The following is a 22,516-nucleotide window of genomic DNA, read 5'->3' as shown; positions in this document are numbered from 1 at the left end:
CGTGCCTGGTAAGTCCGTGAAGGCGGCGTTGGCGGCCGTGCTGGCGGCCGCCGCGCTCGCCGGCTGCGGCGGCTCCCCGAAGGTCGGCACCGCCGCACTCGTCGGCGGCGACCGCATCACCGTCACCACCCTCAGCCATACCGTCCGCGACTGGCGCGCGCAGTTCCGCTCGGACCCGGCCGCCAACGAGCTGCGCGCGAACCCCGGCAACCCGGCGTCGCAGATCGCGGGCGACTCCGAGTCCGACCTGCAGGGCGCGCTCACCCTGCTGATCAACTTCAGGGTCGCCGACCGGGTGGCGCGGCGTGCGGGCGTCGAGGTCACCGGGGGGCAGGTCGACGGCGCGCTCCAGGCCCTGGACCACCAGGGCGGGGCTCGCTCGATCACGCTGGCGAGCGGGCTGCCCGGCGCGCACGCCCGCGACCTGGCGCGGCTGGTGGCGACGCAGCTCGCGGTCATGCAGCGGTTCGGCGCCGACCTGGACAACCGGCTGAACCCGGCGACCCAGCAGGCCGGACGGCAGTGGAACGAGCTGTTCCAGCGCACCGCCGCCGGCATGCACATCGAGGTCAACCCGCGCTACGGGCACTACGACCCCGCCAAGTTCGAGGTCGCCCCGATCGTCTACCGGCTGTCCAGCCCCGATTCGGGTATCTGACGCCCATGAGCCTGACCCTGCTGGCGACCACGCACCGGGTCGCGCCGGGCCTGCTGACCTGGCGGGCCTGGGACGCGCTGCGGTCGGCGGACGCCGTCCGCCTCCAGGACGGGCATCCGCTGCTGCCCGCGCTGCTCGACGCCGGCGTCGTCCCGGACCTCGTGGAGGAGCCCGACCCCGCCGTCCTGGTCGCCGACGCCCGGCGCGCGGACGTGCTGTGGGTGGCCGCGCCCGAGGGCGGCGAGGCGCTGATGCGCGGGATCGGTGCCCTGGTCGTCGACGACCCGCTGGACGTCGAGGTGCTCCACGGCTCCTACGACCTGCCCGGCGCGCGGCTGCTCGACCTGGTGTCGGTCATGGACACGCTGCGCCGCGAGTGCCCGTGGGACCGCAAGCAGACCCACGCCACGCTCGTCCCCTACCTGCTGGAGGAGTCGTACGAGGTCCTCGACACCGTCCAGGCGGGCGACTACGGCGCGCTCCGCGAGGAGCTCGGCGACGTGCTGATGCAGGTGGCGTTCCACTCGGTGGTGGCCGCCGAGCGCGACGACGGGACGGGGTTCACGATCGACGACGTGGCCGGCGCGATCGTCGACAAGCTCGTCCGGCGGCACCCGCACGTGTTCGGGGACGTCACCGTCTCGGGCGCCGACGAGGTCAACGCCAACTGGGAGCAGATCAAGGCGGCCGAGCGGGCGGAGAAGAGCGGGGCGGAGGCCTCGGCGCTCGACGGCGTGCCGATGGGCCAGCCCGCGCTGTCGCTCGCCGCGCAGCTCCAGCGCCGCGCCGCGCGCATGGGCGCCCCGTCCGGCCTCGCCGACGGGGTGGCGGAGGAGGCCGGGGCCGAGCTCGGCGGGCGGCTGTTCGCGCTGGTCCGGGAGGCGGGTGAGCGGGGCGTGGACGCCGAGTCCGAGTTGCGGGCCGTTTCCCGGGTATTTCGGGATCGTGTCCGAGCGTGGGAGCGGCGGGACACCTGAATCGGGTGATAACGGGCGGAACCTCGCCGATGGGGTGGTCCGCTCGGGAAGGCGCGTCTACTCTGAGCCCGTGCCGACCGAGGCCGGAAGTGACGCGGGGGATCCCGGGACGGGAGCCCCCTCCGCGCGGCGCCGCCGCCCGCGCCGCCTGCTCACCCCGTCGACGACCAGGGCCGAGAAGGCCCGCGCGGTGCGCGGCCTCGGCGCCTTAGGCGGCCTGGCCGGCCTGCTCGTCGCGCTCATGCTGCTGCCGACCGCCTGCACGGCGGGCGTCGGCGCCCGCGACGCCGCCGGCTGGTTCGAGGCCGAGCCGGACGGGCTGTCGACCTCGGGCGTCCCGCAGCGTTCGAAGATCCTCGCCGCGGACGGCTCCACCCTCGCCACGTTCTTCTACCAGAACCGCGTCGACGTCCCGTTCCAGAAGATCGCCCCGGTGCTGCGCCAGGCGGTGCTGGCGATCGAGGACAGCCGGTTCTACGAGCACGGCGCCATCGACGCGCAGGGCACCCTGCGGGCGCTCGCCAGCAACCTCAGCAGCGGCCAGGTGACCCAGGGCGGCTCCGGCATCACCCAGCAGTACGTGAAGAACCTGCTGCTCACCCAGGCCGACTCCGACGCCGAGCGGCTGCAGGCCCGGGAGGTCTCGGCCGCCCGCAAGATCCGCGAGCTGAAGTACGCGGTGGCGCTGGAGAAGAGGTTCAGCAAGGACGAGATCCTGCGCCGCTACCTCAACATCGCCTACTACGGCGACGGCGCCTACGGCGTCGAGGCGGCGTCCCGGCACTACTTCTCCAAGCACGCCTCCGAGCTGACGCTGCCCGAGGCGGCGCTGCTCGCCGGCGTCGTCCGCTACCCCTACGCCTACGACCCGATCCGCCATCCCGGCGCGGCCCGGCAGCGCCGCGACACCGTCCTGACCCGCATGGCCGAGCTCGGCTGGCTCGCCCCGGACAGGGCCGCCGCGGCCAAGCGGGCTCCCGTCAAGCTGGACGTCGCCAACGTGCACAGCGGCTGCGTCACCAGCGACGCCCCGTTCTTCTGCGACTACGTCCAGCGCGAGATCCTCACCGACCCGGTGTTCGGCACGACGGCCGAGGACCGGGAGAAGCTGCTCAAGCGCGGCGGGCTGATGATCCGCACCACCCTGGACCGGCGGGCGCAGAAGGCGGCGCAGCGCGCCGTCGACCGGCACGTCCCGCCGAAGAACTCCGCGCACAAGGCCGCCGCCGAGGCGATGGTGCAGCCGGGCACCGGCGAGATCAGGGCGATGGTCGTGGACCGCGAGCTCGGCCCGGACCGGGACCGCGGCCGGACGTGGATCAACTTCGCCGCCGACGCCAGCCACGGCTCCAGCATCGGCATGCAGGCCGGGTCGACGTTCAAGGCCTTCACGCTGGCCGCGGCGCTGGACGAGGGCATGCCGTTCGGGACGCGGATGATGGCGCCGCGCGCGTACACGCCCGTCGGCTACCGCAACTGCGACGGAGACCGCGTCGGCGACCCGTCCGCCTCCCTGCACAACTCCGCCGACGGCGAGGGCGGCCGGCAGTTCAGCCTCGTCACCGGGACGCACCACTCGGTCAACACGTTCTTCCTCGCCCTGGAGAAGAAGGTCGGCCTCTGCGACACCGTCAAGATGGCCGAACGGCTCGGGATGAAGCAGGCGAACGGCAAGGCGCTGGAGGAGTACCCCTCGTTCACGCTCGGCTTCAACCCCGTCTCCCCGCTGCGGCTCGCGGCGGCCTACGCGGCGTTCGGCGCCCGCGGCCGCTACTGCGAGCCGGTCGCGATCCGGGAGATCCGCGACGTGTCCGGCCACCGGCTGAAGGTGCCGGGGCGCCACTGCGAGCGGGCGATGGACGAGGGCGTCGCGGACGCCGTCAACTACGTCCTGCGCGGCGTGCTGACGAAGGGCACCGCGCGCGGCATGGGCCTCGGGCGCGACGCCGCGGGCAAGACCGGGACCGTCGACGGCTTCTCCGCCGCCTGGTTCGCCGGGTACACCCCGGACCTCGCGGCGGCCGTGTGGGTCGGCGATCCTCGCGGGGGCTACAAGCACCCGATGGAGAACCTGTGCATGGACGGCCGGTGCTACGGCTCGGTGTTCGGGGCGACGATCCCGGCGCCGATCTGGCGGCAGAGCATGCTCGGGGCGCTGTCGCACACCGATCCGGGCTCGTTCCACCGGCCGCCGTCGCGCTACTTCAGCAGGGGCTCCGGCGAGGACCGGGCCAGGGTGCCCGACGTGCGCGGCATGAGCCCGGGCGAGGCCGTCGCCAGGCTCCGCGCCGCCGGGTTCAAGGCCCGGATCGGCGCGCCGGTGGGGTCCCGCCGGTTCCCGAAGGGGACCGTCGCCGGCATGTCGCCCGCGTCGGCAGAGCCCGGCGACACCATCACGCTGCACGTCAGCAAGGGCGCCGGGCGCGCGCACGGCGGGCAGCGCCGCGGCGGCGTCCCGCCCACCGTTCCGCCGACCGTCCCGCCCGTCACGCCCACCCCCGAACCCGGCGGACCCGCGCGGCAGGCCCCCGCCTGAGCTGCGCCGACGTGTGATCGTCCGGTCACGGGGTAGAGCGACACCCGGGGAGATCGACAGCGGGGGGCGACACCCGCACTGATCCGTTTCGGGGGACGATCGTCATGCGAGCCATCGCCGTGTCGGAGTACGGCGCCACGCCGGCGCTCATGAACCTGCCGCGCCCGGAGCCGGGCCCCGGCGAGATCCTGGTGCGGGTGATCGCCGCCGGGCTGAACCCGCTGGACTGGAAGATCGCCGAGGGCATGCTCAAGGACTCCGTCGACGTGCCGTTCCCGCTGATCCTCGGCCGGGACGGCGCGGGCGTCGTGGAGGAGGCGGGCGAGGGCGTGACCCGGCTCCGGCAAGGCGAGCAGGTCTACGGGGCCTTCGGCATGGTGGAACGCGGGCTCGGCAGCTACGCCGAGTACGCCCTCGTCCGCGAGGACGGCCCGGTCGCGAAGATGCCGGAAGGGATGATCTACACGCAGGCGGCGGCGGTGCCGACCGCGGGCTCGACCGCGCTCGGGATGGTCGACCAGGCGCGGATCGACACCGGTCAGACCGTCCTGGTGGTGGGCGCGACCGGCGGCGTCGGGCAGGGCGTGGTGCAGCTCGCCTCCCGCGCGGGCGCCAAGGTCATCGCGACCGCCCGCGACGACATGGCGGGCACGATGCGCCGCCTCGGCGCGGACGAGACCGTCGACCACTCCGCGGGAGACCTCAACCGGCAGGTGCTCGCCGTCCACTCCGACGGCATCGACGCCGTCCTCGACATGGCCGGCGACAACCGGTCGGCCGAGCATCTCGTGCAGCTGCTGCGGCCCGGCGGCACCTACATCTCCACCACCTGGTCGGTGAACCCCGACTCCATGGAGGCCAAGGGGCTGCGCGGCGTCAACCTCCAGGGGCAGCCGTCCGCCGAGCTGCTGGACCGCCTCTCCGACCTGATCGACGCGGGCGCGCTGCGCGTCCGGGTCGAGCGGGAGGTCCCGCTGGAGGAGGCGGCCGAGGCGCTCGCCGGCAACCGGCTGGGCGGCGCCCGCGGCAAGACCGTGCTGCGCATCTGACGCCGCCGCGGAGGTGAGGACCGGGGCGGCGCGGGCATGCAGAGCCGGAGGAGGAGGCACATGAACCAGGGTGAGACCGAGGACGACCGGCGCGCCCGTCTCCGCGACATCGAGGACTCGCTGGAGCGGCTGCGCGCGGACCTTCCCGCACCGACCGGCGACCCGGCGGACATGGTGGACTCCGGCCAGTACCTCGCCCAGCGCGAGGAGCTGCAGGGCCAGATCGAGCTGCTGGAGGCCGAGCGCGAGCGCCTCCGCGGCGATCTCGGCATCGCCTGAGCGCCGGGGCGGCCGGGAACAAACAGGGGCCGCCCCCGGTTCCGCAGGCATGACCACCTACGAGGAGTTCGAGCGCGCGACGTCGTTCTTCGACGCCCGGGACTACGCGGGCGCGGCGCGCATGCTGGCCCCGATCGCCGCCGGCGACCCGGGCAACCGCGCCGCGGTCGAGCTGCTCGGCCGCGCCTACTTCCACAGCGCCCAGCTGGGCCGCGCCGAGGAGACGTTCCGCCGGCTGATCGAGCTGGACCCGTGCAACGGCTGGGCCCACGAGGCCCTGGCCCGCACCCTGGAGCGGCGGAGCCGCCCGGACGAGGCCCGCGCCTTCCGCAGGCTCGCCCGCGCCATGGGCGTCGAGCCCACCGAGGAGATCGAGGTCTCCGTGACCGCCGCCGACCTGGCCTGACGCCCGCGCCCACCGGGGTGGTCGTCCCCGCGGGGACGACTATCCCGGTGGCTCGTCGCGGGGCAGGCGCAGGACGAACCGGGCGCCGGGGACGCCGTCGATGCGGTCGGTGAGGATCAGCGAGCCGCCGTGCGCCTCGGCGATGTCACGGGAGATCGCCAGGCCGAGGCCGGTGCCGCCGGCGTCGCGGTGCCGGCCCTCGGCCAGCCGCGCGAACCGCTCGAACACCCGCTCGCGGTCCTCCGGCGCGACGCCGGTGCCGTCGTCGATCACCTCGACCACCGCGGTGGCGGGCGCCTCGGTGCGCAGGATCACCGTCACCTCCTCGGCGGCGTGCCGGTCGGCGTTGTCGACCAGGTTCGTCAGCAGCCGCGCCAGGTCGCCGCGGCCGCCCCGCACCACCACCGGGCCCTCCGACAGCACCGTCACCTGGACGCGGCGCGGATGGCGCAGCACCTCCTGGTCGGTGATCTCCGTCAGGTCCACCAGCTCGCGGGGGAAGGTGCGCTCGGCGTCGAGCCGGGCGAGCGCCAGCAGGTCGTCCACCACCGCCGACAGCCGCTCGGTGTTGACCAGGATGGCGCGCAGCGCGGCGGGGACGTCGGTGTCGTCCGGGCCCGACATCGCCAGCTCCAGCTCCATGCGCAGCGCGGTGAGCGGGCTGCGCAGCTCGTGCGAGACGTCGGAGACGAACGCGCGCTGCCGCGCGACCGCCTCCTCCAGGCGGTCCAGGGTGGCGTTCACGCTCTCGGCGAGCCGCCCGACCTCGTCGCGGCCGGGCGGCTCCGGGACGCGGCGCTCCAGGTCCGTGGCGGTGATCTCGTCCAGCTCCCGGCGGATCCGGTCGACCGGGTTCAGCGCCCGGCTCACCGACAACCACACCCCGTAGCCGGAGAGGAAGGTCAGGAACGGGACGCCGAGCAGGATCAGCGCGCCGAGCCCGGGGCGCGGCAGCGGCCCCTGCACGGGAGCCAGCGAGATGATGTACAGCGCGCCCGGCCCGACCCCCACCCGGCGCTCGAAGATCACGAAGCAGGAGTCGCCCGGCGCGTCGATGCCGCAGACCCGGCCGATCCGGCGCTCATCGAAGGGGTCCGGCGGGGGGAAGCGGACCCTGGCGCGGCCCTGCATGCGCGGCGTGGCCGCGACCACCTCGCCCCGCTGGTTCACCACCTGCTGGAGGATGTCGGTGGTGGGGGAGATGTCCAGGGTCAGCCGACCGGTCTCGATCGCCGTCGCCGTCCGCCGGTTGTCGCGTGCCATCACCCTCAGGAGGTCGACGTAGGCGCTCTGCCTGACCTGGATGAGCAGGACCGTGCACAGCGCCGACGACAGCACGAAGGCGATCAGCGAGGCGGCCAGCGTCACCCGGAACCGGATCTCCGGGTGACGCAGCACGGTCCGCCAGATCCAGCCGCCCGGGGACGGCCGGCGGAGCCGGACGCCTATGACGACCTCCCGGTTGCGCTGCACGTCAAGTGGGTACCGGGAGTTCTTACCTGGGCAGGGCCGACCCCATCCGGGTCGCAGGGTAAAAGATTCTAGGCCGACCCGTCGTCGAGGCCCCAGCGGCGCCGGATCGCCCTGTCCACCAGGCCGAACAGCTGGTCGATCACGATGCCGAGGATCAGGATCACCAGCATGTAGGAGATCATGTCGGCGGTGTTGTTCAGCTCCCGGGCCTGCGACAGCAGCACGCCGAGCGAGGTCGTGTCGCCGATGATGACCAGCAGCTCGCCCGCCATCAGGCTGCGCCACGCGAACGCCCAGCCCTGCTTCAGCCCCGCCACGAACGAGGGCAGCGACGCCGGCATGATCAGGTGCCGGTACAGCGCGAGGCCGCGCAGCCCCATCACCTTGCCCGCGCGCAGCAGGATCGGCGGCGTGTAGTCGACGCCCGCGATCAGCCCGTTGGCGATCGACGGGGCCGCGCCGAGGATCACCACGAACAGGATCGCGCTCTCGCTCAGCCGGAACAGCAGGATGGCGAGCGGGAACCAGGCGATCGAGGGCATCGTCTGCAGGCCCGTGATCAGCGACCCGAACGCCCGGCGCAGCACCCGGAACTGCGCCACCAGCCCGCCGACCGCCACGCCGACGGCCACGGCGAGGGCGAACCCGACGACGGCCCGCCACATCGTCAGCGCGACGGCGTCCCAGAACCGCGCCGAGGTGAGCTGGTCCCAGAACACCGGGAGCGTGTCGCGGGGGCCGGGGAGCACCCACGGCTCCTTCCAGCCGCTCCACACCACCAGCTGCCACGCCGCGAGCGCGATCAGCACGGCCGCGACCATCGGCCACGCCGCCGACCACGCCCGCTGGGCGAGCCGTGCGCGCGTCGTGCCGCCGAGCTCCAGGGCGTCCAGCCCCGCCAGCTCGCGGTCGAGCCGCGCCTCCCCCTTCACCGTGTCATGCGCCATGCCGGACGACCTCCTCGCGCAGCCGGTCGGTGATGGTCCCGGCCAGGGAGGCGACCTCGGGGGAGTCGATCCGCCGCGGCCGCTCCATCGGGACGGGGAACTCCTCCACGACCCGGCCCGGACGGCTGCTGAGCAGCACCACCCGGTCGCCGAGGCGCACCGCCTCCCGGACGTTGTGGGTGACGAACAGCACGGTCAGGGCGCGCTCCCGCCAGATCCGCTCGATCTCGTCGTGCAGCAGGTCGCGGGTCATCGCGTCGAGGGCGCCGAACGGCTCGTCCATCAGCAGGACGGTCCCCTGCCCCTCGCCGGCGTCGTCCTCGGTGAGGGCCAGGGCGCGGGCCAGCGCGACCCGCTGCCGCATGCCGCCCGACAGCTGGTGCGGGCGCCGGGCCGCGAACCCGCCGAGGTGCACCGAGTCGAGCAGCCGGGCCGCCCGGCCGCGCCGCTCGGCCCGGGGGACGCCGCGCATCTTCAGGGCGAGTTCGAGGTTGCCGGTCACGGTGAGCCACGGGAACAGCGCGGGCTCCTGGAACATCAGCGCGACCCGCGCGCCGTTCTTGTCGATCGTCCCGGCGCTCGGGCGGTCGAGGTCGGCGACCAGGTTGAGCAGCGTGCTCTTGCCGCACCCCGAGGCGCCGACCAGGCACACGAACTCGCCCGGCGCCGCGTCCAGGGACACCTTGTCGAGCGCGAGGAGCGCGGATCCGCCCGTCCCGAACGCCTTGGAGACCTCGCTGAGGCGGACCGCCGTGTCCGCGGTCATCGGTCGCTGACCTGTGATTTCCCGCCCGCCTTGAGGACGTCGTTGAGCGGGGCCAGGTTGTAGATCCCGGCCAGGTCCGTCTTCTCCAGCAGGCCGATCTCCTCGGCGTGCGCCGCGCCGGCGACCAGCGAGGACGCGACCGGGTCGGTGGTGAAGTCGATCTCCTTGAAGGCGGCGGTGAGCACGTCCTGCTTCAGCGGCTTGCCGCTCAGCTTGCCGAGGGCGTCGTTGGTGACCTTCTCGGCGTCCGCCTTGTTCTGGTTGATGTAGTCGGTCGCCTCGACGACGCCCTGGAGCAGCTTCTTGACCTGGTCGGGGTGCTTCTTCTCGTACTCCTGGCTGACGAGCAGGTTGGTGATGACGAACTTGCCGCCGGGCCACAGCGACTTCTCGTCCAGGAGCCGCTCGCCCTTGTTCTCCAGGATCAGCCGCGAGGCGTACGGCTCGGGGACCCAGGCGCCGTCGATGTCGCCCTGCGCGAACGTCTGCAGCGTCTGGGCGTTCTCCTGCGGGACGACCTTGACGTCCCCGCTGCCGTCCTTGTTCGCGGTGAGGCCGTTCTTCTTCAGCCAGTACCGCAGCGCGACGTCCTGGGTGTTGCCGAGCTGCGGGGTCGCGATCTTCTTGCCGCGCAGGCCCTGGACGTTCTTGATCCCGGGCTTGACCACCAGCGAGACGCCGCCCGAGGCCGCGCCGGAGACGATGTGGACCGCCTTGCCGTGCGATTTGGACCAGGCGTTGATGGACGGGTTGGGCCCGACGAACGTCGCGTCGATCGCGCCGGAGAACAGCGCCTCGACGGCGGCCGGGCCGGCGTTGAACGTCGCGGTCTTCGGCGCGGCGCCGAGGTGCTTGGCGAAGATGCCCTTCTCGACGCCGACGAGGGCGGTCGCGTGGGTGAGGTTCGGGAAGTAGCCGAGCCGGAGCGGGGCCGCGTCCCCGCCGGACTCCCCATCGTCGCCGCCGCAGGCGCCGAGCGTGCCCGCTGCGACCAGAACGGTCAGTGCCACGGCGGCGATGCGCCCGCGGAGTCCACGATGCATTGTGATGTTTCCCTATCAATCAAGTCTGTTTGACCTGCTTAGTAGATAAGGCGGGCGTTCTTCGCGTCAAGTCGCCTTCCTGGCACGATGCGGTCGCTGGGATGAGATGGTTTAGCTGTCTACGTCCCTTATGTACGTCGCCCGGCGGGCATCGGCGAGGCGGTTGGGCGGCGGCGGGGCCGCGCGGATAGGCTCGGTGACCGCACCGACCATCCGCACCATCAGGGGGTTCCCCGTGTCGTCGATCGAGGCCGTACTCGCCCGGGAGATCCTTGACTCCCGCGGCAACCCCACCGTCGAGGTCGAGGTGCTGCTCGCCGATGGGACCGAGGCGCACGCGGCGGTCCCGAGCGGCGCCTCCACCGGCCAGTTCGAGGCGGTCGAGCTGCGCGACGGAGGCGAGCGCTACGGCGGCAAGGGCGTCCGCAACGCCGTCAAGGCCGTCAACGAGACCATCGACGAGAAGCTCGTCGGCTACCCCGCCTCCGACCAGCGCCTGATCGACCAGCTGCTGATCGACCTCGACGGGACCCCCGCCAAGTCCGCGCTCGGCGCCAACGCCATCCTCGGCGTCAGCCTCGCCGTCGCCAAGGCCGCGGCCGACTCCGCCGGCCTTCCGCTGTTCCGGTACGTGGGCGGCCCGAACGCGCACCTGCTGCCGGTCCCGATGATGAACATCCTGAACGGCGGCGCGCACGCCGACACCAACGTCGACATCCAGGAGTTCATGATCGCGCCGATCGGCGCGGCCACCTTCGCCGAGGCGGTGCGCTGGGGCGCCGAGACCTACCACGCGCTGAAGTCGGTGCTGAAGTCCAAGGGCCTGAACACCGGCCTCGGCGACGAGGGCGGCTTCGCCCCCGAACTGCCGAGCAACCGCGACGCCCTCGACCTCATCCTGGAGGCGATCCGCAAGGCCGGCTTCACCCCCGGCCGCGACATCGCCCTCGCGCTCGACGTCGCCGCCACCGAGTTCCACGCCGACGGCCAGTACGCCTTCGAGGGCACCAAGCGGTCCGCCGACGACATGGCCGCCTACTACGGCGAGCTGCTCGGCGACTACCCGCTCGTCTCCATCGAGGACCCGCTCGACGAGGAGGACTGGTCCGGCTGGGAGGGCCTCACCGCCGCCGTCGGCGACCGCGTCCAGCTCGTCGGCGACGACCTGTTCGTCACCAACCCCGAGCGCCTCGGGCGCGGCATCAAGTCCGGCGCCGCCAACGCGCTGCTGGTCAAGGTCAACCAGATCGGCACGCTCAGCGAGACCCTCGACGCCGTCTCGCTCGCGCAGACCAGCGGCTACCGCTGCATGATGAGCCACCGGTCCGGCGAGACCGAGGACACCACGATCGCCGACCTCGCCGTCGCGACCAACTGCGGCCAGATCAAGACCGGCGCCCCCGCCCGCAGCGACCGGGTCGCCAAGTACAACCAGCTGCTGCGCATCGAGGAGCTGCTGGACGACGCCGCGCGCTACGCCGGCGCCGCCGCGTTCCCGCGCTTCGACGCGCAGGGCTGAGCCGCATGACCCGGCGGGGCGGCGTCCCGTCCCGCCGGGCACCGGGTTCCGGCAGCCGAGCCACAGGCAGGGGACACGATGGCGCAGGGCGAGGACCACGAGACCGGGCGCGGCGACGCCGACCGCGGAGCGGGCGGGCACGGGGCGCGCGGCGGCCGGAACCGCCGCCCGAACCCGGCGCTGACGAGCCGCGCCGCCATCCTCGCGGTCGTCATGTGCGCGATCGCGCTGAGCCTCGCCTACCCTGTCCGCGAGTACATCGCCCAGCGCAAGGAGATCGCCGACCTGCGCCGCCAGGAGGCGCTGTCCCGCCGCCAGGTCGAGACACTCGCCCAACGCAAGCAACAGCTGGGCGACAAGTCGTACATTGAGCGTGAGGCGACGCGGCGGCTCCATTACTGTCGTCCTGACGTGAAGTGCTACATCGTCCTGGACGGCGGCGAAGGTGACGGGCAGCAGTCCCGCGGGCGCGGCACGGAGAGCAGGCCGCCCTGGTACGAGACGCTGTGGCGGTCGGTGGAGGCCGCCGACAGGCCCCGCTGACGTTCCTTGAGGCGCGGAGGAGAACGGATCCCCGGATCCGCGGGTGGATACATGATCGATGCAGATGACACGGCCGCGGTCGCGGCCCAGCTCGGGCGTGAGCCGCGCGGCGTCCGCCGCGTGGCGGGGCGCTGCCCCTGCGGGCGGCCCGACGTGATCGAGACGGCGCCGCGGCTCCCGGACGGGACGCCCTTCCCGACGCTGTTCTACCTGACCTGCCCGAAGGCCGCCTCGGCCATCGGGACGCTGGAGGGGAGCGGCGTCATGCGCGACATGCAGGCCAGGCTCGCGGGCGACCCGTCCCTGGCGGCGAGGTACGCCGCCGCCCACGAGGACTACCTGCGCCGCCGCGACGAGGCCGCTCGCGAGGACGGCGTCGAACCGCTTCCGGAGGGGATGCAGAGCGCCGGCGGGATGCCGGAGCGCGTCAAGTGCCTGCACGCCCTCGTCGCGCACGAGCTGGCGGTGCCGGGCGTCAACCCGTTCGGCCGCGAGGCCCTGGACGCGCTGCCCGACTGGTGGCGCTCGGGGCCCTGCGTCCAGGCCGAACCTGTGGAATCTGTCGAATCGGAACCTGAACCGGGGGAGGCGCGGTGACGCGCGTCGCGGCCGTCGACTGCGGGACCAACTCGGTCCGCCTGCTGATCGCCGACATCGCGGCCGGAGGCGGCGACGGCGAGGGCGGCGCCACGCTGACCGACGTCGAGCGCCGGATGGAGATCGTCCGGCTGGGGGAGGGCGTCGACCAGACCGGGCGGCTGTCGTCCGCCGCGCTGGAGCGCACCTTCGCCGCGATGCGCGGGTACGCCGAGCTGATCGATCGGCACGGCGACGGGCACGGGCCGGTCAAGACCCGGGTGGTGGCGACCAGCGCGACCCGCGACGCCGCCAACCGGGCCGACTTCGTCAGCGGCGTCGTCGACATCTTCGGCGTCGTCCCCGAGGTGATCAGCGGGGACGAGGAGGCCGGGCTGTCGTTCACCGGCGCCACCCGCGAGCTGGCGAAGCTGCGCCCCGCCCGCCCCTACCTGGTCGTCGACATCGGCGGCGGGTCCACCGAGATCGTGCTCGGCAGCTCCTCGGCGGACGCGGCCCGCTCCATCGACATCGGCTGCGTGCGGATGACCGAGCGGCACCTCAAGGACGACCCGCCCTCGCCCGAGCAGATCTCCAACGCCGCCGCCGACATCGACGCCGCGCTCGCCGCCGTCCGGGAGACCGTCCCGGTGGACGAGGCGCGCACCCTCGTGGGGCTCGCCGGGTCCGTCACCACGGTGGCCGGCATCGCGCTCGACCTGCCCCGCTACCAGGCGGACCGCATCCACCTGGCGCGGATCACCGCCGGGCAGGTGCACGAGGTGACGCGGCGGCTGCTGCACGCCACCCGCGCCGAGCGCGCCGAGTTCGGCGTCATGCACCCCGGCCGCGTCGACGTGATCGGCGCGGGCGCGCTCATCCTCGACCGGATCATGCGCGAGTACGGGTTCGGGGCCGTCGTCGTCAGCGAGCACGACATCCTCGACGGCATCGCCTGGTCGCTGTGTTGAATGAGTCCCGGCCCACGTAGCTCGCCTTGCGGCTCGCTACGTGACCGGGCCTGGGGCGAACGCGGCATCGCTTCGCGATCTGCCCGGTTCCGCTCGCCTCCGGCTTCGCTCCACCGGGCAGGTCACGCGTTCGCGCGCGTGGCCGATGCCACTTCGAGACAGGCTGTGAGTCTCTGGCTGGCAAGGATGGGTGTCGGCTGCTGCGGCCTTGGTCGTGACCCGAGACAGGCTCGGCCTCAGTACCTGAGCCGGGTCAGCAGTGCGGGGATCAGTACCGCGTTCGGGTTCTGCTGCGGGACGTAGAGGATCGGCGCGGTGCCGCCGGCCTGCTGGATCCAGACCCGGCCCCGGTCGACGGTCGCGGCGGAGATCGACGACCAGCTCAGCGACACCCGGTCGCCGCGCACGCCGCCCGGATGGACGGTCAGCCCCTGCGCCACGTCGACCGACTCGCCCGCGCGGACGCGGACGGCCAGCTCCTCGACGAGCCGCGGCTCCGCGTGCTCCTGGCACAGCTGGATCAGCCGCCCCCAGACGCGCTCGGGCTCGCCGTCCGGCCCCGGCTCGATCACCACCTCCACGCGGGGGCCGCCGCGGAACGGGTACCGCCCCACCTGGAAGACCCACTGGGTCCCCCGGCCGCGGTCGGCCGGGTGCTCCGCCGCCCAGTACGCCACCCACTCCACATGAGCCCAGGCGAGCGAGGCGTCCCCGTAGGCGACACCCTGGTCGCCGGCGTGCAGGCGCAGGCCGCGAAGGTTCACGTCCAGGGACGGGACGGACGGGACGGGGTCCCAGGTCGGCGCGTGCGGAGCCGGGTGGTGCGTCCCGCCCGGGGCCGCGGTGTCCCGCTTCTGCTGCGGGCGCGGGAGCCGGGGCGGCCGGTCGGGCTCGGGGTTCAGCCGCTCGCTCCAGTTCTGCCCGTCCCACCAGCGCAGGCTGCCCGTGCCGTAGGGGTCGGGGTACCAGCCCGGTTGCGACACTCCTGCCTCCCGCTTCGCACAACGCGCGTGCCGAGACACCCGCCTCCCCGACCGGCGAACGCATCGTACCGACCGGACCCGTCTCCCACCGGCCATGGGCGGAACCCGGCCAACGGCCGTGGCGTGGGACGATCGGTGGTATGCCGCCCGCCAACCCTCCGTTCGTGCCGCCCGGGTCAGGGTGGCCGGAAGACCCCGCCGCCCCCGCGACCCCCGTCGCGCGCGGCGCCGGCGACGTCGCCGAGCTGGCCGCGGAAGCCCCGGACCTGCGCGAGCTGTGCGCCCGCCAGTCGGTGTGCCGCGCCTGCGACCGGCTCGTGGAATGGCGGGAGCAGGTCGCCGTCCAGCGCCGCCGGGCGTTCGCGGACGAGCGGTACTGGGGCCGCCCCGTCGCCGGATGGGGCGACGAGCGGCCGCGCATCCTGATCGTCGGGCTGGCCCCGGCCGCGCACGGCGGCAACCGCACCGGCCGGATCTTCACCGGCGACCGCTCGGGCGACTGGCTGTTCGCGTCCCTGCACCGGGTCGGGCTCGCGGCCCGGCCGACCAGCGTCCGCGCGGGCGACGGGCAGCGGCTGATCGGCGCGCGGATGGCGGCGACCGTCCGGTGCGCCCCGCCCGACAACAAGCCGACGCCGCTGGAGCGGACGACATGCCTGCCGTGGCTCGCGCGCGAGGTCGAGCAGGTCGCCGCGACCGTCCGCTGCGTGGTGTGCCTCGGCGGGTTCGCCTGGCAGGGCGTGTGGCCCGCGCTGAAGCAGGCCGGGTACGCGGTGCCGCGCCCCCGGCCCAAGTTCGGCCACGGCGCCGAGGTCGAGCTGTCGCCACCGCCCTCGGCGGCCCGGCGCGACCCCGTCCTGCTGCTGGGGTGCTACCACCCGAGCCAGCAGAACACCTTCACCGGCCGGGTCACCGAGGACATGCTGGACGCGGTCTTCGTCCGCGCCCGCGACTTCCACTAGGCGGGAGGGGCCGTCGCGAGGGGCGTCAGCCGGATCCTGCCCTGCCGGCAGACCGGCCCGTAGCTCCACCCGGCGGTCAGGGCCCCGGTCTGGTTCGGCGGGATCACCCTCAGGGCCGTCGCCACGGGCTCGCAGGTCCCGCCCGTCTCGTCGTCGGCGGGGACGACCGCCCAGTGCAGCCGCTCGTAGGCGCGGCCGCCGTTGGGGATCACGATCGTCTTCGGCGTCCCCTCGCGGAAGACCTCGGTGGGGACGCTCCCGGCGGCGCCGGCGAGCTGGAGCCCGGTCCAGCCGCCGGTCCAGCAGTGCTTCCCGGACTTGTTGGTCAGCGTGAGCGTCAGGTAGCGGTTGCCCGCGCCCGCGTCCGGACCGCTGAGAGCCGCGGTGAGCATCCCCGTGGTGCAGCGCGGCTCCTGCACGCCGCTCCCGTTCCCGTGCCCGACGGTGGGCGTCCCCCCGCCGTCGGACGCCCGGCCCGGCGCGTCGGAGCTCGTCCCCATGGACGGCGTGGACGCCGGGCCGTCCCCTTCGGACGATGCCCGTCCGGCGTTCGACGTGCCCCCGCCGCAACCCGCGAGAGCGGTGAAGGCCGCGACGGCGATGGTGCCCCAGATGATTCGCGGCATCGCTTCCCCCATGAGAGCCGTCTCCACAAAGAGTTCGACTGCGAGGCAGGGCCGTGGCCAAGCGGCCGTGGCGCGGCGGACCGGCCCCTGCACCGATCCGCCGCCCGCGACCGCTTGGCGCCCCCGTCAGGCCCTGACCTCGCAGTCTCCCTTCTGGCGGTACATCGGATGAGATGTCGGACGCGCCGAGGAAGTTCGCGACTCCTGCCGAGACGTGAGCCCGCGGCAGAACCGGGTATCGCTCCGGATATGCCCATCCAGCGCACGAAACAGATCGTGATCGTCGGCGGCGGATATGTCGGCATGTACACGGCCCTGCGCCTGCAGAAGAGGCTGCGCGGCGAACTGCGTCGCGGCGAGGTCGCCGTCACCGTCATCGACCCGCAGTCCTACATGACCTACCAGCCCTTCCTGCCGGAGGCGGCCGCGGGGAACCTGGAGCCCCGCCACGTCGTCGCGCCGCTGCGCAAGGTCCTGAACCGCTGCCGCATCGTGAACGGCTTCGTGACGCGGATCGACAACGCCTCCCGGCGGGTCACCATCCGGCCCGCCGGGGCGCACACCGCCGGCGTGCCGGAGCGGGACGTGGAGTACGACATGCTCGTGGTCAGCCTCGGCTCCATCTCGCGGACCCTGCCCATCCCGGGCCTCGCCGAGAGCGGGATCGGTTTCAAGACCGTCGAAGAGGCGATCTTCCTTCGCAACCACGTGCTGCACCAGCTCGACATCGCCGCGTCGAACCCGGACAACGAGACCGTCCGCAGGCGCGCCCTCACCTTCGTGTTCGTCGGCGCCGGGTTCGCCGGCGTCGAGGCCATGGCCGAGCTGGAGGACATGGCCCGCGACGCCTGCAAGTGGTACCCGAACATCGACCCGAAGGAGATGCGCTGGATGATGGTCGAGGCCACCGACCGCATCCTCCCCGAGGTGGGCCCCGAGATGGGCCGCTGGACCGCCGAGGCCCTGCGCCGCCGCGGCATCGAGATCAAGATGAACACGCTGCTGAAGTCGGCCGAGAGGCGGCGCGTCGTGCTGAGCGACGGCGAGGACTTCGAGGCCGGCACCCTCGTCTGGACGGCCGGTGTGAAACCCCACCCCGTCGTCAGGGAGAGCGACCTCCCCCTGGACGACAAGAGCCGCATCAGGACCACCGCCGAACTCACCGTCGAGGGGGTCGACGGCGTCTACGCCGCCGGCGACAACGCCGCCGTCCCCGACCTCACCGACACCGGGGACTTCACCGCGCCCAACGCCCAGCACGCCGTCCGGCAGGCCAGGCGACTCGCCGACAACGTCGTGGCGGACCTGCACGGCAAACCCCGCAAACCGTACGTGCACGCCTACGTCGGCTCGGTCGCCGGCCTCGGCCTGCACAAGGGCGTCGCCAACGTCTACGGGCTCAAGCTCCGCGGCCTCCCCGCGTGGTTCATGCACCGCACCTACCATCTGTCGCGCATGCCGACCGTCAACCGCAAGTTCCGCATCACCATGGACTGGACGCTCTCCGCGTTCTTCCGCCGCGAGATCGTTTCGCTGGGGGAACTCGAATGGCCCCGCCAGGAGTTCGAGCTCGCCGCCGGCCGCCAGCACGACATCTGACAGGTGCGCTTGACTGGCCGGACCGTTCCACTGGCCGACTCCGGCCGCAGGAGCTCCCCAATCACGGCCCCTGAGAGCGGCGGTGACAACCACTGACTCGATATGATGACGCCGCCCCTGTAGCCCAACGGCAGAGGCAGGCTCCCTAAAAGAGCCGGTGTGTCGGTTCGAGTCCGACCAGGGGCACGTGCGATCGACCCTGCTCGCCGATCTTTGATCGGCTTCGCCGGGGGCTCGCCGTGTCTGCCCAGGGGGGCGACCCCCTGGAAACCCCGATGCTCGGGCTTCGCCCTCGCCTTTCCGACGGCTGAGGCCGGGCGCCCTCTCCGGCGTCCGGCTTCGCCGTCGCCCGGCAGCCGCTCCGAGCGGACACGCGGACCCGGCTTCCCTTGTTCGGGGAGCGACGGGGCGTTCCCGCGGGGCTCGGCTTCGCCGTCGTTCCAAGGCGGGGCCGGGGCGTTCCCGTGGGGCTCGGCTTCGTCTTCGCCTTGGGGGTGGTGGGTAAAGGGGTGGGTTCTGGGCTGATCAAGTGGGGGGAGCGCGGCTTACACTGGTGGGTCACGTCGGCCGAAGTGGAGACCTGATGGAGAGCAGAAACCCCGCGTTCCGGGGGAACGCCTTCGACCAGCGGGCCGGTGGGTACGGCGCTCAGCCCTACGGAGGGGCCGCCTACGCCGCACCCGGGTACGCGCCGGCCGCCACCAGGCCGATGACCATGGACGACGTCGTCGTCCGCGGGTTCCTGACGCTCGTGACGCTGATGGTCACGGCGGCGCTGGCGTGGGTGCTCGTGCCCACCTCGCTCGCCGCGCCCGTCCTGGTCGTGGCGCTCATCGCCGAGATCGGCATCTGGGCGTTCATCGCGTTCGGCCGCAAGGCGAACGCGGCGACGGTGCTGGCGTTCGCCGCCGTCTACGGCGTCGTCGTCGGCCTCGTCAGCCACTCCTACAACGACATCTACCACGGGGTGGTCTTCCAGGCGGTCGTCGGGACGGCGCTGGCGTTCGGCGCCACCCTCGCCGTCTACGCGCTGCGCATCGTCCGGGTCACGCCCAAGTTCGCCCGGTTCGTCATGGCCGCCGGGCTCGCGCTGATCGGGTTGATGATCGTCAACCTGGTGGTGAACCTGTTCGGCGGCGACCACGGCATCGGGATCCGCGACCCCGGCAGCCCGCTCGCCTACGTCTTCAGCGTCGCCGCGATCCTCGTCGGCTGCTTCTTCCTGCTGCTCGACTTCGACGCCGTCGAGACCGGCGTCCGGACGGGCGCGCCCGAGAAGTTCGCCTGGTACTGCGCGTTCGGGCTCGTGCTGAGCCTGGTGTGGATCTACCTGGAGATCCTGCGGCTGCTCAGCTACTTCTCCGGGCGCGACTAGCGGCCCACGCGATGATCAGCCCCGCGCCGGACGGCGTGGGGCTGATCTGTGCGGGATCTCTGCGCCAGGGTCGTGGCGCGCAGCGGCACGACGGCGGGGGCATCCTCTGGCGGGAACCCGCAACGTTGTGAAGTTCGATCGGCGCGCCCTCCCGGAGGAGGCGCGTGCTCAGTAGTGGCGGGCGCGGCGCGTGCGCTCGTGCTCGCGGACCAGGGCCGCGGCGTAGCCGTGGGAGAGGTTGTGCTCCTCGGCCAGCCAGGTGCTGCGTTCCTCGCAGCGCGTGAACGAGGGCCCGTTCTCGATGGTGGTGAACCACTCGGGGATATCACGTCCGGTGACTTGCGGGATGCGGGCTATCAGCTTGCTGTGGGTCTCCGGCGAGTGGTTCAGTGACAATTGGCACCTCCAGGTCGCGGGGCTCTTCCTGCCGACTCTGCAACACCTCTCCGCATGTGACAACCCCCTAACGGGGACCTATCTTTTGCGTTACGTAGATCATCTGTAACGGGGATGATCCCCGGAAACGCGCAGGTGGCCCGCATGAAGCCGCCTGCGGGCGGTTCCGTGCGGGCCACCATGCGCCGGTCTGGGTTCCGTTTCCTCAGGTAAGACCGGGCTTACCTTTAGGAGAGGCGCTCCAGGACCATGGCCATGCCCTGGCCGCCGCCCACGCACATCGTCTCCAGACCGAACTGCTTGTCGTGGAACCGGAGGCCGTTGAGGAGCGTGGAGGTGATGCGGGCGCCGGTCATGCCGAAGGGGTGGCCGACCGCGATCGCGCCGCCGTTGACGTTCAGCTTGTCGATGTCGATGCCGAGTTCCTCGGCGGACGGCAGCACCTGCGCCGCGAACGCCTCGTTGATCTCGACGAGGTCGATGTCGTCGATCGTCATCCCCGCCTTGGCGAGGGCCCTGCGGGACGCCTCCACCGGGCCGAGGCCCATGATCTCGGGGGACAGGCCGGTGACGCCGGTCGACACGATGCGGGCCAGCGGGGTGATGCCGAGTTCGGCGGCCTTGGTGTCGCTCATGACCACGACCGCGGCGGCGCCGTCGTTCAGCGGGCAGCAGTTGCCGGCGGTGACCGTCCCGTCCGGGCGGAACACCGGCTGGAGTTGCGACACCTTCTCGTAGGTGGTGCCGGGACGGGGGCCGTCGTCCTTGGCCGCGACGGAGCCGTCCGGCAGCGTCACCGGCGTGATGTCCTTCTCCCAGAACCCGTTGGCGAGGGCCTTCTCGGCGAGGTTCTGCGAGCGGACGCCGAACTCGTCCTGCGCCCGGCGGGACACGCCGCGCAGGGCGGCGACGTTCTCGGCGGTCTGGCCCATCGCGATGTAGACGTCGGGCAGCGCGCCGTCCTCGCGGGGGTCGTGCCACACGGAGGCACCGCCCTCGCCGGCCTTGGCGGTGCGGCCCTGGGCGTCGGCGAACAGCGGGTTCTGCGTGTCGGGCAGGCCGTCGCTGCTGCCCTTGGCGAACCGGCTGACGGTCTCGACGCCCGCCGAGACGATGACGTCGGCCTCGCCGGCGCGGATCGCGTGCAGCGCCATCCGCGTCGTCTGGAGCGAGGAGGAGCAGTACCGGGTGATGGTGGCGCCGGGCACGTTGTCCCAGCCCAGCAGGACCGACACCACGCGCCCCATGTTGTAGCCCTGCTCGCCGCCGGGCAGGCCGCAGCCGAGGAGCAGGTCGTCGATCTGGCTCGGGTCCAGCTGCGGCACCTTCGCCATCGCGGCCGTGACCATCTGGGCGGTGAGGTCGTCGGGCCGGATGTCCTTGAGCGACCCCTTGAAGGCGCGCCCGATCGGCGAGCGCGCGGTTGCGACGATGACTGCCTCGGGCATGTGCGGGTCTCCTTCTCAGCGGCCAACGGTGTTACTCACCGGTCACCAGCAATCTAGCCGCTGGTCCCCGGCGGCGTACACGCCGCCCCCCGGGCTTGATGGACGACGCGTCCAATAAGTGCGGGCTCACCGCGCCCATCTGGGCGCGGTCCCGGCGTCCTGGTGACCGCCGCCCCATGTGCCCGGGACGCCGGGCACCGGAGAGTGGGACCGCCGCCACCGGTCAGGCCACCGCCAGCGCGGGAGGAGGCCCGGCCGGTGCCCCGGACGGCCGGGGCCCGCCACCGGTGACCGGGCGGGCCCCGGTTCCGCGGCGGCGGCGACGTCCTCGCGCTGGAGACGGCCGGCCGCGTGGCGCCGCGGCAGGCGCAGCGCCGGGCGGCGCAGCGGGTACCGCAGGGTGGCCCAGCGGCCCCGGGGGCCGCGGTCGCGACCGGCGACCGTCGCGCCGCTGACCTCCGTGCCGGCCCGCTCGGCGGCCTCGGCGGCGGCGAGGTAGACGGGCAGGACGTCCGCGGTCAGGTGGCCGGACAGGTCGTGGCCGAGGCCCAGCGCGGACGCCATCGACGGCAGCACGGCGGCCGACGCGGAGGCGTAGCCGCGGGCGGACGGGTGGTAGCGGTCCTCGCTGAACATCGCGAGCGGGTCGGCGGCGAACTCGTGGCCGATCAGATCGCCGAGCGACACCGACCGGCCGCCGCGCTCCACGACGGCGATCGTCTGGGCGGCGGCGAGCTGCCGGCTCGCCCGGCGCGCGAACCAGCGCAGCGGCGGCATCAGCGACTTGACGGAGCCGAGGTCGGGGCAGGTGCCGACGACGACCTCGCCGCCGGCGGCGCGCAGCCGCTCCACCGCGCCGGCGAGGTGGCGGACGGACTCGGCGGCCGGGACCCGCCCCGTCACGTCGTTGGCGCCGATCATGATGACGGCGACGTCGGGACGGGCTTGCAGGGCCTGGTCGACCTGGCCGCCGAGCGCCTGCGAGCGGGAGCCCGAGCGGGCCACGTTCGTCAGCCGGACGGGGCGTTCCGCGATCGCTGACAGCCCGGTCGCCAGCAGCGCGGCGGGTGTCTCCGGCGAGGTGCGCACGCCGAGCCCGGCGGCGGTGGAGTCTCCCAGCATGACCAGTGAGAGCGGTTCGCCGCCGCGCGTCGCGCCGTACAGCCCGTCGGCGACCGGCGGATCGCCGTTCGGGCGTGCGAGGATGGTCCTGCGGGCGAGCCTGGCCTGCATCAGCAGCAGGCCGAACGTGATGCCGCCGAGCGCGGTGATGCCTCCACCGCCGTAGGCCGCGGCGGCCGCGATGCGCCGCGCGGTGAATGCTCTCCACATGCTGCGCTGACCCTCCGTGAATAACTTCCTACCCGCGCGAAAGGGTCGCGAT

Annotated in this window: 22 protein-coding genes and 1 tRNA gene; 14 read left to right on the top strand and 9 right to left on the bottom strand. The window is 73.1% G+C overall.

Annotation, left to right across the window (positions count from 1 at the left end):
* Nucleotide 1: 1 nt before the first annotated feature.
* The 6 genes from ACQEU6_RS21615 (at nucleotide 2) to ACQEU6_RS21590 (ending at nucleotide 5,905) form a co-directional block, all read left to right on the top strand.
* Nucleotides 2-658: a hypothetical protein gene (locus ACQEU6_RS21615; RefSeq protein ID WP_499334387.1), complete on the top strand. Its 657-nt coding sequence runs from the start codon at nucleotides 2-4 to the stop codon at nucleotides 656-658.
* A 5-nt stretch (nucleotides 659-663) separates the two neighbouring features.
* A complete protein-coding gene (gene mazG / locus ACQEU6_RS21610; protein ID WP_499334386.1) occupies nucleotides 664-1,635 on the top strand; it encodes a nucleoside triphosphate pyrophosphohydrolase in 972 nt (323 codons plus the stop codon).
* A 70-nt stretch (nucleotides 1,636-1,705) separates the two neighbouring features.
* The gene (locus ACQEU6_RS21605; RefSeq protein WP_499334384.1) at nucleotides 1,706-4,171 is read left to right on the top strand and encodes a penicillin-binding protein; all 2,466 of its coding nucleotides are present in this window, start codon (nucleotides 1,706-1,708) and stop codon (nucleotides 4,169-4,171) included.
* Nucleotides 4,172-4,275: 104 nt separating this feature from the next.
* Entirely contained in the window at nucleotides 4,276-5,220 is a 945-nt protein-coding gene (locus tag ACQEU6_RS21600; protein ID WP_499334382.1) for an NADP-dependent oxidoreductase, read from the top strand.
* A 60-nt stretch (nucleotides 5,221-5,280) separates the two neighbouring features.
* Complete coding sequence (locus tag ACQEU6_RS21595; RefSeq protein ID WP_499334380.1) at nucleotides 5,281-5,499, top strand: hypothetical protein; 219 nt, start codon at nucleotides 5,281-5,283, stop codon at nucleotides 5,497-5,499.
* Nucleotides 5,500-5,548: 49 nt separating this feature from the next.
* The gene (locus tag ACQEU6_RS21590; protein WP_499334378.1) at nucleotides 5,549-5,905 is read left to right on the top strand and encodes a tetratricopeptide repeat protein; all 357 of its coding nucleotides are present in this window, start codon (nucleotides 5,549-5,551) and stop codon (nucleotides 5,903-5,905) included.
* A 39-nt stretch (nucleotides 5,906-5,944) separates the two neighbouring features.
* On the opposite strand, the gene ACQEU6_RS21585 is transcribed toward ACQEU6_RS21590, so the two are convergent.
* From ACQEU6_RS21585 to ACQEU6_RS21570, 4 genes are all read right to left on the bottom strand, one after another.
* Nucleotides 5,945-7,378 carry a sensor histidine kinase gene (locus tag ACQEU6_RS21585; RefSeq protein WP_499334376.1) on the bottom strand — a complete coding sequence of 478 codons (1,434 nt, stop codon included), beginning with the start codon at nucleotides 7,376-7,378 and terminating at the stop codon, nucleotides 5,945-5,947.
* Between the two features lie 68 nt (nucleotides 7,379-7,446).
* A complete protein-coding gene (locus ACQEU6_RS21580; RefSeq protein ID WP_499334375.1) occupies nucleotides 7,447-8,325 on the bottom strand; it encodes an ABC transporter permease in 879 nt (292 codons plus the stop codon).
* Entirely contained in the window at nucleotides 8,315-9,091 is a 777-nt protein-coding gene (locus ACQEU6_RS21575; RefSeq protein ID WP_499334373.1) for an ABC transporter ATP-binding protein, read from the bottom strand. Before ACQEU6_RS21575 ends, ACQEU6_RS21580 begins: the two co-directional genes overlap by 11 nt.
* A complete protein-coding gene (locus ACQEU6_RS21570) occupies nucleotides 9,088-10,101 on the bottom strand; it encodes an ABC transporter substrate-binding protein (protein ID WP_499334371.1) in 1,014 nt (337 codons plus the stop codon). The genes ACQEU6_RS21575 and ACQEU6_RS21570 overlap by 4 nt, the downstream gene beginning before the upstream one ends.
* 268 nt (nucleotides 10,102-10,369) lie before the next feature.
* On the opposite strand from ACQEU6_RS21570, the gene eno reads away from it, so the two are divergent.
* The 4 genes from eno to ACQEU6_RS21550 all read left to right on the top strand — a co-directional run bounded on the left by eno (nucleotide 10,370) and on the right by ACQEU6_RS21550 (nucleotide 13,743).
* Complete coding sequence (gene eno / locus ACQEU6_RS21565) at nucleotides 10,370-11,653, top strand: phosphopyruvate hydratase (protein WP_499340291.1); 1,284 nt, start codon at nucleotides 10,370-10,372, stop codon at nucleotides 11,651-11,653.
* A gap of 78 nt (nucleotides 11,654-11,731) precedes the next feature.
* Nucleotides 11,732-12,196 (top strand): FtsB family cell division protein, encoded by a 465-nt coding sequence (locus ACQEU6_RS21560; protein WP_499334369.1) that lies wholly within the window; start codon nucleotides 11,732-11,734, stop codon nucleotides 12,194-12,196.
* A gap of 51 nt (nucleotides 12,197-12,247) precedes the next feature.
* A complete protein-coding gene (locus tag ACQEU6_RS21555; protein ID WP_499334368.1) occupies nucleotides 12,248-12,793 on the top strand; it encodes a DUF501 domain-containing protein in 546 nt (181 codons plus the stop codon).
* Entirely contained in the window at nucleotides 12,790-13,743 is a 954-nt protein-coding gene (locus ACQEU6_RS21550; RefSeq protein ID WP_499334367.1) for a Ppx/GppA phosphatase family protein, read from the top strand. Before ACQEU6_RS21555 ends, ACQEU6_RS21550 begins: the two co-directional genes overlap by 4 nt.
* Before the next feature lie 236 nt (nucleotides 13,744-13,979).
* Here the strand turns inward: ACQEU6_RS21550 and ACQEU6_RS21545 are convergent, their stop codons facing one another.
* Nucleotides 13,980-14,726: a DUF2510 domain-containing protein gene (locus tag ACQEU6_RS21545; protein ID WP_499334366.1), complete on the bottom strand. Its 747-nt coding sequence runs from the start codon at nucleotides 14,724-14,726 to the stop codon at nucleotides 13,980-13,982.
* A gap of 140 nt (nucleotides 14,727-14,866) precedes the next feature.
* Here ACQEU6_RS21545 and ACQEU6_RS21540 point away from each other — a divergent pair, with 140 nt between their 5' ends.
* A complete protein-coding gene (locus tag ACQEU6_RS21540) occupies nucleotides 14,867-15,688 on the top strand; it encodes a uracil-DNA glycosylase (protein WP_499334364.1) in 822 nt (273 codons plus the stop codon).
* On the opposite strand, the gene ACQEU6_RS21535 is transcribed toward ACQEU6_RS21540, so the two are convergent.
* Complete coding sequence (locus ACQEU6_RS21535; RefSeq protein ID WP_499334362.1) at nucleotides 15,685-16,314, bottom strand: DUF4232 domain-containing protein; 630 nt, start codon at nucleotides 16,312-16,314, stop codon at nucleotides 15,685-15,687. The genes ACQEU6_RS21540 and ACQEU6_RS21535 overlap by 4 nt on opposite strands.
* A 249-nt stretch (nucleotides 16,315-16,563) precedes the next feature.
* On the opposite strand from ACQEU6_RS21535, the gene ACQEU6_RS21530 reads away from it, so the two are divergent.
* From ACQEU6_RS21530 to ACQEU6_RS21520, 3 genes are all read left to right on the top strand, one after another.
* On the top strand, nucleotides 16,564-17,913 hold the full coding sequence (locus tag ACQEU6_RS21530) for an NAD(P)/FAD-dependent oxidoreductase (protein ID WP_499334361.1): 1,350 nt from the start codon (nucleotides 16,564-16,566) through the stop codon (nucleotides 17,911-17,913).
* Between the two features lie 113 nt (nucleotides 17,914-18,026).
* Nucleotides 18,027-18,099, top strand: a tRNA-Leu gene (locus ACQEU6_RS21525).
* Between the two features lie 397 nt (nucleotides 18,100-18,496).
* The gene (locus ACQEU6_RS21520; RefSeq protein WP_499334359.1) at nucleotides 18,497-19,288 is read left to right on the top strand and encodes a Bax inhibitor-1/YccA family protein; all 792 of its coding nucleotides are present in this window, start codon (nucleotides 18,497-18,499) and stop codon (nucleotides 19,286-19,288) included.
* 168 nt (nucleotides 19,289-19,456) lie between these two features.
* Here the strand turns inward: ACQEU6_RS21520 and ACQEU6_RS21515 are convergent, their stop codons facing one another.
* The 3 genes from ACQEU6_RS21515 to ACQEU6_RS21505 all read right to left on the bottom strand — a co-directional run bounded on the left by ACQEU6_RS21515 (nucleotide 19,457) and on the right by ACQEU6_RS21505 (nucleotide 22,464).
* Nucleotides 19,457-19,684, bottom strand: coding sequence for a DUF4287 domain-containing protein (locus ACQEU6_RS21515; protein WP_179843986.1), 228 nt, complete (start codon nucleotides 19,682-19,684; stop codon nucleotides 19,457-19,459).
* Between the two features lie 227 nt (nucleotides 19,685-19,911).
* Entirely contained in the window at nucleotides 19,912-21,132 is a 1,221-nt protein-coding gene (locus ACQEU6_RS21510; RefSeq protein WP_499334357.1) for an acetyl-CoA C-acetyltransferase, read from the bottom strand.
* A 126-nt stretch (nucleotides 21,133-21,258) separates the two neighbouring features.
* Nucleotides 21,259-22,464, bottom strand: coding sequence for an SGNH/GDSL hydrolase family protein (locus tag ACQEU6_RS21505; protein WP_499334355.1), 1,206 nt, complete (start codon nucleotides 22,462-22,464; stop codon nucleotides 21,259-21,261).
* Between the last annotated feature and the right edge of the window lie 52 nt (nucleotides 22,465-22,516).

Source organism: Spirillospora sp. CA-108201, from assembly GCF_050936235.1.
Lineage (GTDB): Bacteria > Actinomycetota > Actinomycetes > Streptosporangiales > Streptosporangiaceae > Spirillospora.
The sequence above is the reverse complement of the archived record's forward strand: the minus strand, read 5'-3'. Positions and strand labels throughout refer to the sequence as shown.

Bases quoted from the DNA above. Each gene is read 5' to 3' on its own strand.
- ACQEU6_RS21510 (WP_499334357.1), bottom strand. From the start codon at position 21,132: ATGCCCGAGGCAGTCATCGTCGCAACCGCGCGCTCGCCGATCGGGCGC.
- ACQEU6_RS21560 (WP_499334369.1), top strand. From the start codon at position 11,732: ATGGCGCAGGGCGAGGACCACGAGACCGGGCGCGGCGACGCCGACCGC.
- ACQEU6_RS21505 (WP_499334355.1), bottom strand. From the start codon at position 22,464: ATGTGGAGAGCATTCACCGCGCGGCGCATCGCGGCCGCCGCGGCCTAC.
- mazG (WP_499334386.1), top strand. From the start codon at position 664: ATGAGCCTGACCCTGCTGGCGACCACGCACCGGGTCGCGCCGGGCCTG.
- ACQEU6_RS21595 (WP_499334380.1), top strand. From the start codon at position 5,281: ATGAACCAGGGTGAGACCGAGGACGACCGGCGCGCCCGTCTCCGCGAC.
- ACQEU6_RS21520 (WP_499334359.1), top strand. From the start codon at position 18,497: ATGGAGAGCAGAAACCCCGCGTTCCGGGGGAACGCCTTCGACCAGCGG.
- ACQEU6_RS21540 (WP_499334364.1), top strand. From the start codon at position 14,867: ATGCCGCCCGCCAACCCTCCGTTCGTGCCGCCCGGGTCAGGGTGGCCG.
- ACQEU6_RS21590 (WP_499334378.1), top strand. From the start codon at position 5,549: ATGACCACCTACGAGGAGTTCGAGCGCGCGACGTCGTTCTTCGACGCC.
- ACQEU6_RS21555 (WP_499334368.1), top strand. From the start codon at position 12,248: ATGATCGATGCAGATGACACGGCCGCGGTCGCGGCCCAGCTCGGGCGT.
- ACQEU6_RS21535 (WP_499334362.1), bottom strand. From the start codon at position 16,314: ATGCCGCGAATCATCTGGGGCACCATCGCCGTCGCGGCCTTCACCGCT.
- ACQEU6_RS21530 (WP_499334361.1), top strand. From the start codon at position 16,564: ATGCCCATCCAGCGCACGAAACAGATCGTGATCGTCGGCGGCGGATAT.
- ACQEU6_RS21600 (WP_499334382.1), top strand. From the start codon at position 4,276: ATGCGAGCCATCGCCGTGTCGGAGTACGGCGCCACGCCGGCGCTCATG.
- ACQEU6_RS21580 (WP_499334375.1), bottom strand. From the start codon at position 8,325: ATGGCGCATGACACGGTGAAGGGGGAGGCGCGGCTCGACCGCGAGCTG.
- ACQEU6_RS21575 (WP_499334373.1), bottom strand. From the start codon at position 9,091: ATGACCGCGGACACGGCGGTCCGCCTCAGCGAGGTCTCCAAGGCGTTC.